We start from the raw sequence: 14,223 nt of genomic DNA, 5'->3' as shown, positions 1-14,223 counted from the left end.
CATGGCTTTTGCCTCATTAATTGAACGCCAGCGCATTCGCCTGCTGCTGGCGTTATTATTCGGTGCCTGCGGAACGCTGGCCTTCTCTCCTTACGACGTCTGGCCTGCGGCGATTATTTCGTTGATGGGGCTTCAGGCGTTGACCTTTAACCGCCGTCCACTCCAGTCTGCCGCTATTGGCTTTTGCTGGGGATTTGGCCTCTTTGGCAGCGGTATTAACTGGGTCTATGTCAGCATCGCGACCTTTGGCGGAATGCCTGGCCCGGTTAACATCTTCCTGGTGGTGGTGCTGGCGGCGTATTTGTCGCTGTATACCGGACTGTTTGCTGGCGTGCTGTCGCGTCTGTGGCCGAAAACCACCTGGCTGCGCGTGGCGATTGCCGCCCCTGCTCTCTGGCAAGTGACCGAGTTTCTGCGCGGTTGGGTACTGACAGGCTTCCCGTGGTTACAGTTCGGCTATAGCCAGATTGATGGCCCGTTAAAAGGGCTGGCACCGATAATGGGCGTGGAAGCCATTAACTTCCTGCTGATGATGGTTAGTGGCCTGCTGGCACTGGCGTTGGTCAAACGCAACTGGCGTCCGCTGGTGGTGGCCGTCGTGCTGTTTGCCCTACCCTTCCCGCTGCGTTACATCCAATGGTTTACCCCGCAACCGGAGAAAACCATTCAGGTTTCGATGGTTCAGGGCGATATTCCGCAATCACTGAAATGGGATGGAGATCAGCTTCTTAATACGCTGAAGATTTACTACAACGCAACGGCTCCGCTGATGGGCAAATCATCGTTGATTATCTGGCCGGAGTCGGCGATAACCGATCTGGAAATTAATCAGCAACCGTTCCTCAAAGCACTGGACGGTGAGTTGCGCGATAAAGGTAGCTCGCTGGTAACCGGGATTGTCGACGCGCGTCTCAATAAGCAGAACCGCTACGATACCTACAACACCATCATCACACTGGGTAAAGGTGCACCGTACAGCTACGAATCAGCCGATCGCTATAACAAAAACCATCTGGTGCCGTTTGGCGAGTTTGTCCCGCTGGAGTCGATTCTGCGTCCGTTAGCACCGTTCTTTGATCTGCCGATGTCGTCGTTCAGCCGTGGGCCATATATCCAGCCGCCGCTGTCAGTAAATGGTATTGAGCTTACTGCGGCTATTTGCTACGAGATCATTCTCGGCGAGCAAGTGCGCGATAACTTCCGCCCGGATACCGACTATCTGCTGACTATCTCCAACGATGCGTGGTTTGGTAAATCTATTGGTCCATGGCAACACTTCCAGATGGCGCGAATGCGTGCGCTGGAGCTGGCGCGCCCACTGTTGCGCAGCACCAACAACGGCATTACGGCGGTGATTGGCCCGCAGGGTGAGATTCAGGCGATGATCCCGCAGTTCACCCGCGAGGTGTTAACCACTAATGTGACACCGACCACCGGACTCACACCGTATGCACGTACCGGCAACTGGCCACTGTGGGTGCTGACGGCACTGTTTGGTTTTGCCGCTGTGTTGATGAGTCTACGAGCACGTAAACGTTGATGTGCCTGATGTATCCTGCATGAGCAAAACGTACTTTCTCATTGAGCTTTGGGGCATGGTTATCATGCCCCTTTTTCTTACGGTTCAGGGATACAAGCCACATTGCCATATTGGGGATGACGAATAATTGCCTGCGGATCAAGCGAGCGCGTCCTGTCCATTTGGATCAACCCGTTCTTCGCCATGACAAATATTTTTCTACCATCCGCTGAAAAACGAAGGTGATTAACGTAGCTGGCAGGATAAACGCCAATAATCTGCCCGGCATTAATATTGAGCAGGATGACATAACCTTGCAGGCCATATGACACCAACGCTAAATATTGACCGTCCGGGCTAATACCCTCAACGGAATAAACGCTCCTGCTACACCATTGCGTCATAATGCTGGCTTGTTGAGCCCCTACGCTTATACGTGAAATCCCCTGACTATCTGCAAAAATAACCTCGCCGTTTTCAGGTCGAAAACGCATCGCCGATATCGTTCCACGCGCATCACCTGCGGGAAAGTCTTCTTTCTGATGCGTGATGGTATTGATCCGCACGATGTTACCTCTGCCTGCTCCCGGAACCAGTAATGTTCTTTCATCCGGGGAAAGTGCCATAACCCAGGCGCCTGGTTTACCGCTCGTCCCCGCCCCGTCGTATTTCTCCAGCGGGATATCCGCCACATGCTGATAAGTCACCAGATCAATCGCTGACACACTATTACTGGTGCGATTCATCACCCAGGCTTTTGTGCCATCACGCGAGAGGATAAGGCTGTCAGGATGTGCACCGGTGGTAATCGACTGAATAATCTCCCCTGTCGCCACGTTAATGACCGATAACGCATTCGCTTCAAATGAAGTCGCATAAATCAACTTTTCATCCGGGCTTAATGCCAGCGATCTGACGCCCTGATCTTTACAGCCACCACAATGTTTGACTGACTTTTCTTTCGCTATGGGCGCTGTAAAGGTATGCAGGATTTTCTTTTGTCCGAGGTCGAAAACAACAATGCTGTTCGTGTTTTCAATTGCGGCATACAACATATTACCATCCCGACTGATCGCCATATCATGGATATCGGCAATCTCAGCGAGCAAATCACCACTGGCCTGTTCACGACTTACCGGAGCGGATAATGTTTCCTTGAGGGCGTTGCGTTCCTCCGCTAACTGCTGCTTTTTTTGCCGTCGCTCTTGTTCAATCTCCTGTGGATAAAACGCTTCACGCAGACTTTGCCTGACTTGTAAAACTGACTCATCCATCTGCTGCTGCGCAAGCCAGATAGCCCCGGTCAGAAGAAGACTGCCCGCAACAATAATCCCGCCTTCCGTAACGAGTCGGTTTTGCCCAGATAAACGCGCGCTCAGCCAACCCAACGCGCCACCCGCAATCAGGCCGCCAATGTGACAAGCATTATCTATTCCTGTTTGCCGGGCACCATACAACAGTGTCAGCGCCACCATACCCAACAGAGAAAATACTCGCCGCTGGTTTTTATGGTATGTGCCCGCACCTGAAGCAAGCTGTGTTGCTATCGCAGCGCCAGCTATTCCCATAATTGCCCCGAATGCCCCAACGCTGATGACTATCTGATCACTATCGCGTAACGCATAACAGGCGCTGATAAGCCCACCAAAGACGCCGGAGAATAACCAGGTAATCAGGAGTCGCCATTTCCCCAGAATCTGTTCCGCCACGCCTCCCACGACCAGGAATGCAAACATATTCATCAGCAGATGAGAAACACTACTGTGCAGAAAGATACTGCTCAATAAGCGCCAGGGTTCACCCGACAAAGTAAGAGGCGCAACGTTTGCGCCGAGATGGATAAGTGCGGATTGATCGACCTCTTCATAACTCATCCATTGTGCGAGATAACAAAATATCCCAATACAGAGTGCAAAAAGGATAAGGGTTATTGCGGGTAATTGAACATTTAACGGCTTAACCGAAGATGCAGACATAAGGTGTTTCTTCCTTGAAAAGACAGGTAAAAAGCATTTTTCCCGTGTGCAGTTATCATCCCGGCAAACGTCCCATGCCGAAAAGATAATTCTGTCCGAAATATGACTTTTTCAGCCTAAAATTACAATCGTAATTAATTTGCCCCTAAGTATTTTTTGGCATGTAAGTTGCTTTATTTACTGTGTAAGCGATGAAATCAGCCGCGACGCAACCAGGTTGCACCACCACAAATCAGCGGTAGCACCAAAAAGGTGCGGTTTAAGAATTTTGCTTCGGAATGGTGCGGCGCATCTCGCAAAAACAAACAATAAAACAGCAATATCTTTACATTTAGCCAAACTAAATGTTACCTAACAGGCACAACACTGCACAATAAAGTTGCAGACGATAACAACACAAACACTCACAACGGGTATCCATGCGTTCTTAACGCAGAAGATAAAGGAGTTGGATATGCAATTACGTAAACCTGCCACAGCAATCCTCGCCCTGGCGCTTTCCGCAGGACTGGCACAGGCAGATGACGCCGCCCCGGCAGCAGGCAGTACGCAGTACGCAGTACGCTGGACAAAATCGCCAAAAACGGTGTGATTGTCGTCGGTCACCGTGAATCTTCAGTACCTTTCTCTTATTACGACAATCAGCAAAAAGTGGTGGGTTACTCGCAGGATTACTCCAACGCCATTGTTGAAGCAGTGAAAAAGAAACTCAACAAACCGGACTTGCAGGTAAAACTGATTCCGATTACCTCACAAAACCGTATTCCACTGCTGCAAAACGGCACTTTCGATTTTGAATATGGTTCTACCACCAACAACGTCGAACGCCAAAAACAGGCGGCTTTCTCTGATACTATTTTCGTGGTCGGTACGCGCCTGCTGACCAAAAAGGGCGGCGATATCAAAGATTTTGCCGACCTGAAAGACAAAGCCGTAGTCGTCACTTCCGGCACTACCTCTGAAGTTTTGCTCAACAAACTGAATGAAGAGCAAAAAATGAATATGCGCATCATCAGCGCCAAAGATCACGGTGACTCTTTCCGCACCCTAGAAAGCGGTCGTGCCGTTGCCTTTATGATGGATGATGCCCTGCTGGCCGGTGAACGTGCGAAAGCGAAGAAACCAGACAACTGGGATCATCGCTCGGCAAGCCGGCAGTCTCAGGAAGCCTACGGTTGCATGTTGCGTAAAGATGATCCGCAGTTCAAAAAGCTGATGGATGACACTATCGCTCAGGTGCAGACTTCCGGTGAAGCGGAAAAATGGTTTGATAAATGGTTCAAAAATCCAATTCCGCCGAAAAACCTGAACATGAATTTCGAACTGTCAGACGAAATGAAAGCACTGTTCAAAGAACCGAATGACAAAGCACTGAACTAATTACAAGAACCAGGGGCGGAAATTCCAGCCCTCTCGATTGTTACGTAGCACGGACAGACTATACGCCTGATGGTCGTTCCCCATCGGGCCTGAAAACCGCAATACGCTGGGTAACAATCTTCGAGGGTAGCAGTTAACGCTGCTACCCTCTTTTTTCTGGAGTAGATTTATGTCTATAGACTGGAACTGGGGTATTTTTTTACAACAAGCCCCGTTCGGCAACACCACCTATCTTGGTTGGATCTGGAGTGGTTTTCAGGTGACGATCGCTTTGTCGATCTGCGCCTGGATTATCGCTTTCCTCGTCGGTTCATTTTTCGGCATTTTACGTACCGTTCCAAACCGTTTTCTCTCCGGTCTGGGTACGTTGTATGTCGAACTGTTCCGCAACGTGCCGTTGATTGTGCAATTCTTTACCTGGTATCTGGTGATCCCGGAGCTGTTGCCGGAGAAAATCGGCATGTGGTTTAAGGCCGAGCTGGATCCCAATATTCAGTTTTTCCTTTCATCCATGCTCTGCCTGGGGCTGTTTACCGCCGCCCGTGTTTGCGAACAGGTACGCGCCGCCATTCAGTCGTTGCCGCGTGGGCAAAAAAATGCCGCGCTGGCGATGGGCCTGACGCTACCGCAGGCTTATCGATACGTACTGCTGCCTAATGCTTATCGCGTTATCGTCCCGCCGATGACTTCCGAGATGATGAACCTGGTGAAAAACTCCGCCATCGCCTCGACTATTGGTCTGGTGGATATGGCGGCGCAGGCGGGTAAATTGCTTGATTACTCAGCCCACGCCTGGGAGTCGTTTACCGCTATTACGCTGGCGTATGTGTTGATTAACGCGATTATCATGCTGGTAATGACGCTGGTTGAACGTAAAGTTCGCCTGCCTGGCAACATGGGGGGCAAATAATGTACGAGTTTGACTGGAGTTCCATTGTCCCTTCCCTGCCATATCTGCTCGACGGGCTGGTGATCACGCTGAAAATCACCGTCACGGCAGTCGTGATTGGTATTTTGTGGGGCACCATGCTGGCGGTGATGCGCTTGTCCAGCTTTGCGCCCGTAGCGTGGTTTGCCAAAGCCTACGTTAACGTATTCCGCTCGATTCCTTTAGTTATGGTTTTGCTGTGGTTTTACCTGATCGTGCCAGGTTTTCTGCAAAACGTGCTGGGATTATCACCAAAAAATGATATCCGTTTAATTTCGGCGATGGTGGCGTTTTCGATGTTTGAAGCGGCCTACTATTCAGAGATTATCCGTGCTGGTATTCAAAGTATTTCTCGTGGTCAGTCGAGCGCCGCGCTGGCGTTGGGAATGACTCACTGGCAGTCGATGAAACTGATTATTCTGCCGCAGGCGTTCCGCGCGATGGTGCCGCTTCTGCTCACTCAGGGCATCGTACTGTTCCAGGATACCTCACTGGTGTATGTGTTATCTCTGGCCGATTTCTTCCGTACCGCCTCAACCATTGGTGAGCGTGATGGTACGCAGGTTGAGATGATCCTGTTTGCCGGATTTGTTTATTTCGTTATTAGTCTTAGCGCGTCGTTGTTGGTCAGCTACTTGAAAAGAAGGACAGCATAATGATTACCCTGAAAAATGTTTCAAAATGGTATGGTCACTTTCAGGTGCTGACCGACTGCTCAACCGAAGTGAAAAAAGGCGAAGTGGTGGTGGTTTGCGGCCCGTCTGGTTCCGGCAAATCAACGCTGATTAAAACCGTCAACGGCCTCGAACCAGTGCAGCAAGGTGAAATCACCGTCGATGGTATCGTGGTTAATGACAAGAAAACCGATCTGGCAAAGCTGCGTTCCCGCGTCGGGATGGTGTTCCAGCATTTTGAGTTGTTCCCCCATTTGTCGATTATTGAAAACCTGACTCTGGCGCAGGTGAAAGTGCTTAAACGCGATAAAGCGCCCGCTCGTGAAAAAGCATTGAAATTGCTGGAGCGCGTGGGACTTTCCGCACATGCCAATAAATTTCCGGCGCAGATTTCCGGCGGTCAGCAGCAGCGTGTGGCAATCGCTCGCGCGTTGTGTATGGATCCTATTGCGATGCTGTTCGACGAACCGACATCGGCGCTGGATCCGGAGATGATCAACGAAGTGCTGGACGTGATGGTGGAACTGGCGAACGAAGGAATGACCATGATGGTGGGGACCCACAAAATGGGCTTTGCCCGCAAAGTGGCGAATCGGGTGATCTTTATGGACGAGGGTAAAATTGTCGAAGACTCGCCGAAAGACGCTTTCTTCGATGATCCGAAATCGGACCGCGCGAAAGACTTCCTCGCGAAAATCCTGCATTAATCACTCTGGCGCGCATACCCAAGTGCGCGCCATCTCACGCTTTATCGTTTCGCCCCTCGTATCTGTTACATCCTGGCGTTACCCTTGTCGCAAAGAAGCACACAACAAGGAGCAACAATGGCACTGCCAATTCTGTTAGATTGCGACCCAGGTCATGACGACGCTATCGCAATAGTTCTCGCCCTCGCCTCACCAGAGCTTGATGTCAAAGCAATTACGTCTTCCGCCGGAAACCAGACACCAGAAAAAACCTTACGCAATGTTCTGCGTATGCTGACCTTGCTTAATCGCACCGATATTCCGGTAGCAGGCGGCGCGGTAAAACCGTTAATGCGTGAGTTGATTATCGCGGACAATGTGCACGGCGAAAGCGGTCTGGATGGCCCGGCATTACCGGAACCGACGTTCGCACCGCAAAACTGTACGGCGGTAGAGCTGATGGCGAAAACGCTGCGCGAAAGTGCGGAACCTGTCACGATTGTGTCTACCGGACCGCAAACTAACGTTGCCTTGCTGCTCAATAGCCATCCGGAACTGCATAGCAAAATTGCCCGTATCGTGATTATGGGCGGCGCAATGGGGCTTGGTAACTGGACGCCTGCGGCTGAATTTAATATTTACGTTGACCCGGAAGCGGCAGAAATTGTCTTCCAGTCAGGGATCCCAGTGGTGATGGCCGGTCTGGATGTTACTCATAAAGCGCAAATCCACATTGAAGACACCGAGCGTTTCCGCGCGATTGGCAACCCTGTTTCAACCATTGTTGCCGAACTGCTGGATTTCTTCCTCGAATATCATAAAGACGAAAAATGGGGCTTTGTCGGTGCACCGCTGCATGACCCATGCACCATCGCCTGGCTGTTGAAACCCGAGTTGTTTACCACTGTTGAGCGCTGGGTTGGCGTGGAAACACAGGGGAAATATACCCAGGGTATGACGGTTGTTGATTATTATTATCTGACTGGCAATAAACCGAATGCCACTGTAATGGTCGATGTTGATCGTCAGGGCTTTGTTGATTTACTGGCTGATCGTCTGAAATTTTACGCTTAACACACGTCATTGATTAAGATCACCACGCGTTACCTGGGTGGTCTTAATCTGTTTATCTCTTTTTCTTTCAAGATATAAATGCAATGGATAATGCAGAACTCACCATTGGTATCGATCTCGGCACTACCAATAGTTTAATTGCCGTCTGGAAAGACGGTGCCGCGCAATTAATTCCAAATAAGTTCGGTGAATATTTAACACCATCCATAATTAGCATGGATGAAAATAATCATATTTTAGTCGGAAAACCGGCTGTATCACGGCGTACTTCGCATCCGGATAAAACAGCAGCGTTATTTAAACGCGCAATGGGCAGTAATACCAACTGGCGGTTAGGCAGCGACACATTTAACGCGCCAGAACTGTCCTCTTTGGTATTACGCTCATTAAAAGAAGATGCCGAAGAATTTCTGCAACGTCCGATTAAAGATGTGGTGATCTCCGTTCCGGCTTATTTCAGCGATGAACAACGCAAGCATACCCGTTTAGCTGCGGAGTTAGCCGGGTTAAATGCGGTACGCTTAATTAATGAACCCACAGCAGCTGCGATGGCATATGGCCTGCATACGCAACAAAATACCCGCTCGCTGGTTTTTGATCTCGGTGGCGGCACGTTTGACGTTACGGTGCTTGAGTACGCCACGCCGGTGATTGAAGTTCACGCCTCCGCTGGCGATAGCTTCCTCGGTGGCGAAGATTTTACCCATATGCTGGTCGATGAGGTTTTAAAACGCGCGGAAGTTGCCAGGACCACGCTTAACGAGAGTGAACTGGCAGCCTTGTACGCCTGTGTGGAAGCGGCAAAATGTAGCAATCAATCGCCATTGCACATTCGCTGGCAGTATCAGGAAGAAACGCGGGAATGCGAATTTTACGAGAACGAACTGGAAGATTTGTGGTTGCCGCTGCTCAATCGCTTGCGAGTGCCGATTGAACAGGCGTTGCGCGATGCGCGTCTGAAGCCGAGTCAAATCGACAGTCTGGTACTGGTTGGCGGCGCGTCACAAATGCCGCTGGTGCAGCGAATCGCCGTGCGTCTGTTTGGCAAATTACCGTATCAAAGTTACGATCCGAGCACCATTGTCGCGCTGGGCGCAGCAATCCAGGCCGCCTGCCGCTTACGCAGTGAAGATATTGAAGAGGTAATCCTCACTGATATTTGCCCTTACTCGTTGGGCGTTGAAGTTAACCGCCAGGGCGTTTCCGGCATTTTCTCGCCGATTATTGAACGAAACACCACAGTACCGGTGTCGCGTGTAGAAACTTACTCGACCATGCACCCGGAGCAGGATTCAATTACGGTTAACGTCTATCAGGGAGAAAACCACAAAGTTAAAAATAACATTCTGGTTGAATCCTTCGATGTGCCGTTGAAGAAAACCGGGGCTTATCAGTCGATTGATATTCGCTTTAGTTATGATATCAACGGGTTGCTTGAAGTTGACGTGCTTCTGGAAGACGGCAGCGTTAAGTCCAGAGTGATTAACCACAGCCCGGTAACATTGAGCGCGCAGCAGATTGAAGAGAGTCGGACGCGGTTATCCGCATTGAAAATTTATCCGCGCGATATGCTCATCAATCGCACCTTTAAAGCCAAACTGGAAGAGTTGTGGGCGCGAGCGCTGGGTGACGAGCGAGAAGAGATTGGCCGGGTGATCACCGATTTTGATGCGGCGCTACAGTCAAACGACATGGCCCGCGTGGATGAAGTTCGGCGGCGGGCGAGCGATTATTTAGCCATTGAGATCCCATAAACACGGCTGCCGGATGCGGCGTAAACGCTGCATCCGGCATCGGCGCAAAAAACACATCGTCAACTAAACAACATCGCGATTTTGCCGAGAGCATAACCTATCACCAGCACCGTTAAACTGATTTTGATAATGCTGGTAATGCTCTGTGGTTTTTCATCCTCATCATTTTTTTCTTCATGGTTTTCAGGTGTTGGCTCATCGACATCTTCATCCTCCGGCTCGAGTTTCACTTTCGTCAACAGCATCCGGGTGATAATGGCCTCTAATGGATGAGCATCTCCGCCTTCCAGCCTTGTATTAAGACGGGCCAGCATCTCTTGTTTCGGAAACGCTTCAAGCACTACCTGTTCCGCTACCCGATACAAATCCAGTAACGGTGAATCTTGCTCTGTCTCGCTACCGACTCTCGATTTCCACCACGCCCATGCTTTGCGTTTGAAGAATAACGACTCAATAAACGATTGACCTAACGGCGATAATTTTCCGCTATGTAAAATCTCCGCCCATAACAGCCGCGTCCGGGCGCTCTCACCAGGAACATATTTCAATGGTTTACTTTGCGCATCTACCATGCTCTGCGCTTCGATAACCATCACTAATAACGCGAAATAATCTGGGCAATGACGCTTACTCCACTGCAACAACAAATTATCAGCTTGTGTAGATGGGTAACTTTCCCGGTACGCGCAGAGATCGGCAAGCAGGCTTTCCCCCTCGCCGCAGTACAACCTTTGAGCACACAAGTAATATCGGGCATCTTCGCTTTCTGGTTCTTCCATTTGCCACTGTTTGGCTACAGGAATGAGTTCCGCCATACCTGTTTGCACCGAGCTGTACCAGCGCAACAGTTTGCGATGTAACTTTGCATCATCAGGAATGAACCACGGACCTTCCATCGCCAAAAACGCAGTGACATAGTCAGGATGGTAACGGCAGCAACGTTCCAGCGCGAAGTAATACTCAACAGTCTGGTTCTGCAACGCAACGGGATATTCCAGAAGGCTAAGGAAATCGAAACAATCACCAGCCTGAATGGCCTCAAGAAAAGCCTCCCTTTCTTCCTCATCCATTCCTTCGCTGTCATTAAACGAATGCCAGTTCAAACGCTCTGCCAGCAAAGAAGCACAATTCAATGAAAGATATCGCGCTTCTATAGCGATTGCACACAGCGGCCAGCGTAATTGATCGACATCCTCCATGTTCCAGGTATTTAATTGCTGAATAAATTTCTGCCAGGCGGAGGGCTGAAAACGATCACTTTCTGAATCCAGTAATGTCCTGAATGCACGCAGTATTTCATGTTCAGCGGCGGCATCTTTTTCTTCATCATCTGCTTCCTCGACAGGATTTACCGCCAGTCGCAGCGCCTCTTCATAGGCCTGGCGTAATGCTTTAAACCCCTGCGGATCGGTTTCGGGATGACATAACGGTAAGCGAGCAAGATAAGCCTGGCGGATAATGTCTATTTGCGTCGTGCTTTCAATTTCGAGGATTTGCCAACATGTTTTCATAGGTCGCTCACATCCTTAAGCGTTACCGGGCATTCAGGCTGGACAGTTAATGGTTGCCAGGGAAGCGTGGCATAGAAACGATCGCTTCCCGCTGCCAGCTCTTCGAACATCCGACTCCCGGCGCTATCGTATTTGTACAGGGTTAGCGCCTCGCGTAGCGAAGTGTTGTCTTCGCACTGAGAAGATTGCCAGTAGAGACGCCCTAACGAATAGGCAGAAAAATAGTGCATCCAGCCGTGATAGTAATGGTGAGCTCGTACATAGACGCGCGATTGCAGCCATAAACTCTCTTCTTCCGTCAGCCACTTGTTGAGCACACCGACCCGTGACAGAAACCCCATTCGAACATAATCCCAAGCTTTGATTCACCCTTCCCCACAGCACATAGCGGTTTGGGCAACGAATTGGGTATAAATCAACCCTCTCTCCGAGCCACCAGCAATTAATGCTTTCCACTCTTCAGGGGAAGAGCGATGCCATGTCAGATATAAGCCAGCTAAATCATTGGCATGACCATCATCAGTCATCTGATAAATAGTCTGAATTAAATCATCACGATTATTTATTCCCCAGGATGATGAGAGATCGAATTCTTTTATACCGGTATACATTTTTGGCGAGTCATGCGCGGGTTTGCAACCCTGATTAAGTATTTCCATGGGCGCAGAAAGCGCAAAAAGAAGATATTGTTCTTCCTTATTCATTTGTTAATAATCCCTTAAGTGCATTAACTGACTACTTTTTTATATTACTTGCCGGGCTTTCCGCACATTAACGTCGACTGTCACCCGAACAGATGGAGTATTTTCCCTATCAAACCGGCAAAGATAAAAATGTAGAAAATAATTTTGATGACGCCCAGACAGCCCGGCCCACCATCGTCAACGGGCATTGGCTGCGGTTGCGGCTCCGGTTCAACAGTTTGCTTCTCGGTAAAATTCGCCGCCTGAATTAATAATCGACGAATAATTAATGCTTCCAGTGGACAACGATCTTCTGCATCAAGACGGCTTACGATCGGCATTAATGATTCTTCTGTCGGTTGGCTGGCCTGCACTAATTGTTTGGCAACTAAATATAATGGCCATAAGAGATGTTCTGTATCACGCGTGAGTGAGATCCGCGGCTTACGTCCTTTGTGCAAAACCATCTCGACCAGTGAACGCCCCAGCGCAGAGAGTTTTTCATCGCTGAGTATTTCGTATAAATGAAAACGCGTACGGGCGCTGTCGCCGGGGACATAAAGTAGCTGTTTACCCTGATCGTTAACCAGTTCACGAGCTTCAATCATCATCACCACTAACGGGTAATAATCGACCCGATGCTGACGGCACCATTGCAATATTAAAGCATCCGCCTGGGTGGAGGGATACTCGCGCCAGTAGTCACAAAGTTCTGCCAGCAAGCTTTCGCCTTCTCCACAATAGACGCGTTGCGCGTATTCATAATAACGCGCATCTTCATTATCAGGTTCAGCTTCCCGCCACGACCGGGCGTAATCCAGAAGTTCGGGGATATCCAGGCGACCTGCGCTATACCAGCGGAGTAAATTTCTGTGCAGTTTTGCATCATCGGGGATGATCACTGCGCGATGTTGCGCTAAATACAATGTCAGCCATTCTGGATGCGATGACCAAATCCGAGCGAACATTTGGTAAAAATCGATGGTGTCATTTTGCACGGCAACGGGCAGATGCAGAATGGTCTGGAAGTTAAAAACATTCCCCTTCGCAATGGCATATAAAAAGGATTCCAGTTCTTCTTCGTCTATTTCCCCGACGTTTTCCTCCTGCAACCACCGCAATCTTTCTGCTAATAACACCACGCACTCGAAGGATAAATGAGCAGTGTTCATGGCGATTGTGCACAGCGACCAGCGTAATTCATCAATCTCTTCCATCGAGCAATAATTTAATTGCTGAATGAATCGCTGCTAGGCGGAGGGCAGAAAACGTTCGCTATCAGAGGCAAGTAACGCGCGAAAGGCGAGCAGAATTTCATGTTCTGCTACCTCATATTCTTCTGGTTGCCAAACAGATTTAGCAGGCGACTGCGCAATCCGTAGCGCCTCCTCATACGCCTGACGAAGTTGTTTAAAACCCTGCGGATCGGTTTCTGGATGAAAGGACGGTAACAGCGCCAGATAAGCGCGGCGGATAATATCGACGTCAGTCGTTTCCTCTATATCGAGGATCTTCCAGCAATTTTTCATAAGTCGCTCATATCCTTAAGCGTTTCCGGGCATGTGGGGTAGTCAGCCAGTGGTTGCCAGGACAAGGTAGGGTAATACGCATCATCACTGGCAAATAATTGATAAAACATATCATTGCCGGGGTAATGACTCCAACTTACTGATAGTGTTTTATGTTCAGATAATGCCCGATGACCTTGTCATGCAGCTCCACCGATTTTGAGAACGACAGTGACTTCCGTCCCAGCCTTGCCAGATGTTGTCTCAGATTCAGATTATGTCGCTCAATGCGCTGAGTGTAACGCTTGCTGATAACGTGCAGCTTTCCCTTCAGGCGTGATTCATACAGCGGCCAGCCATCCGTCATCCATACCACGACCTCAAAGGCCGACAGCAGGCTCAGAAGACGCTCCAGTGTGGCCAGAGTGCGTTCACCGAAGACGTGCGCCACAACCCTCCTCCGTATCCTGTCATACGCGTAAAACAGCCAGCGCTGACGTGATTTAGCACCGACGTAGCCCCACTGTTCG

At 49.7% G+C, this 14,223-nt stretch carries 8 protein-coding genes and 5 pseudogenes; 7 read left to right on the top strand and 6 right to left on the bottom strand.

What is annotated here, in order from left to right:
* Position 1 precedes the first annotated feature (1 nt).
* Entirely contained in the window at positions 2-1,540 is a 1,539-nt protein-coding gene (gene lnt / locus BFF42_RS01780) for an apolipoprotein N-acyltransferase (protein WP_000853056.1), read from the top strand.
* A gap of 77 nt (positions 1,541-1,617) precedes the next feature.
* Here lnt and BFF42_RS01770 read toward each other — a convergent pair whose 3' ends face one another.
* On the bottom strand, positions 1,618-3,495 hold the full coding sequence (locus tag BFF42_RS01770) for a rhomboid family intramembrane serine protease (protein ID WP_001276710.1): 1,878 nt from the start codon (positions 3,493-3,495) through the stop codon (positions 1,618-1,620).
* A gap of 454 nt (positions 3,496-3,949) precedes the next feature.
* Here BFF42_RS01770 and gltI point away from each other — a divergent pair.
* From gltI to hscC, 6 genes and pseudogenes are all read left to right on the top strand, one after another.
* A pseudogene (gene gltI, locus BFF42_RS01765) lies at positions 3,950-4,875 on the top strand (glutamate/aspartate ABC transporter substrate-binding protein GltI).
* A 169-nt stretch (positions 4,876-5,044) separates the two neighbouring features.
* A complete protein-coding gene (gene gltJ, locus BFF42_RS01760) occupies positions 5,045-5,785 on the top strand; it encodes a glutamate/aspartate ABC transporter permease GltJ (RefSeq protein ID WP_000020942.1) in 741 nt (246 codons plus the stop codon).
* Entirely contained in the window at positions 5,785-6,459 is a 675-nt protein-coding gene (gene gltK, locus BFF42_RS01755; protein ID WP_000272824.1) for a glutamate/aspartate ABC transporter permease GltK, read from the top strand. The genes gltJ and gltK overlap by 1 nt, the downstream gene beginning before the upstream one ends.
* Positions 6,459-7,184, top strand: a complete 726-nt coding sequence (gene gltL, locus BFF42_RS01750) for a glutamate/aspartate ABC transporter ATP-binding protein GltL (RefSeq protein WP_000631381.1) — start codon at positions 6,459-6,461, stop codon at positions 7,182-7,184. Before gltK ends, gltL begins: the two co-directional genes overlap by 1 nt.
* Before the next feature lie 117 nt (positions 7,185-7,301).
* Complete coding sequence (gene rihA / locus BFF42_RS01745) at positions 7,302-8,237, top strand: pyrimidine-specific ribonucleoside hydrolase RihA (protein WP_001207515.1); 936 nt, start codon at positions 7,302-7,304, stop codon at positions 8,235-8,237.
* A gap of 83 nt (positions 8,238-8,320) precedes the next feature.
* On the top strand, positions 8,321-9,991 hold the full coding sequence (gene hscC, locus BFF42_RS01740) for a molecular chaperone HscC (protein WP_000367921.1): 1,671 nt from the start codon (positions 8,321-8,323) through the stop codon (positions 9,989-9,991).
* A 59-nt stretch (positions 9,992-10,050) separates the two neighbouring features.
* Here hscC and djlC read toward each other — a convergent pair whose 3' ends face one another.
* The 5 genes and pseudogenes from djlC to BFF42_RS01710 all read right to left on the bottom strand — a co-directional run.
* A complete protein-coding gene (gene djlC / locus BFF42_RS01735; protein ID WP_012421307.1) occupies positions 10,051-11,502 on the bottom strand; it encodes a co-chaperone DjlC in 1,452 nt (483 codons plus the stop codon).
* Positions 11,499-12,206, bottom strand: a pseudogene (locus BFF42_RS01730) (DUF1266 domain-containing protein). Before BFF42_RS01730 ends, djlC begins: the two are co-directional and overlap by 4 nt.
* An 80-nt stretch (positions 12,207-12,286) precedes the next feature.
* A pseudogene (locus BFF42_RS01725) lies at positions 12,287-13,714 on the bottom strand (J domain-containing protein).
* Positions 13,711-13,833 (bottom strand): annotated as a pseudogene (locus BFF42_RS01715) (DUF1266 domain-containing protein); the annotation flags it as partial. The pseudogenes BFF42_RS01725 and BFF42_RS01715, both read right to left, overlap by 4 nt.
* 17 nt (positions 13,834-13,850) lie before the next feature.
* A pseudogene (locus tag BFF42_RS01710) lies at positions 13,851-14,223 on the bottom strand (IS1-like element IS1X2 family transposase); the annotation flags it as partial.

Source organism: Shigella sp. FC1661, from assembly GCF_001712525.1.
GTDB classification, from domain to species: domain Bacteria; phylum Pseudomonadota; class Gammaproteobacteria; order Enterobacterales; family Enterobacteriaceae; genus Escherichia; species Escherichia coli.
This window is presented reverse-complemented; position numbering and strand designations above follow the sequence as displayed.

What these genes read in the sequence shown, in the direction of transcription:
- lnt (WP_000853056.1), top strand. Translation starts at nt 2, where the DNA reads ATGGCTTTTGCCTCATTAATTGAACGCCAGCGCATTCGCCTGCTGCTG.
- BFF42_RS01770 (WP_001276710.1), bottom strand. Translation starts at nt 3,495, where the DNA reads ATGTCTGCATCTTCGGTTAAGCCGTTAAATGTTCAATTACCCGCAATA.
- gltJ (WP_000020942.1), top strand. Translation starts at nt 5,045, where the DNA reads ATGTCTATAGACTGGAACTGGGGTATTTTTTTACAACAAGCCCCGTTC.
- gltK (WP_000272824.1), top strand. Translation starts at nt 5,785, where the DNA reads ATGTACGAGTTTGACTGGAGTTCCATTGTCCCTTCCCTGCCATATCTG.
- gltL (WP_000631381.1), top strand. Translation starts at nt 6,459, where the DNA reads ATGATTACCCTGAAAAATGTTTCAAAATGGTATGGTCACTTTCAGGTG.
- rihA (WP_001207515.1), top strand. Translation starts at nt 7,302, where the DNA reads ATGGCACTGCCAATTCTGTTAGATTGCGACCCAGGTCATGACGACGCT.
- hscC (WP_000367921.1), top strand. Translation starts at nt 8,321, where the DNA reads ATGGATAATGCAGAACTCACCATTGGTATCGATCTCGGCACTACCAAT.
- djlC (WP_012421307.1), bottom strand. Translation starts at nt 11,502, where the DNA reads ATGAAAACATGTTGGCAAATCCTCGAAATTGAAAGCACGACGCAAATA.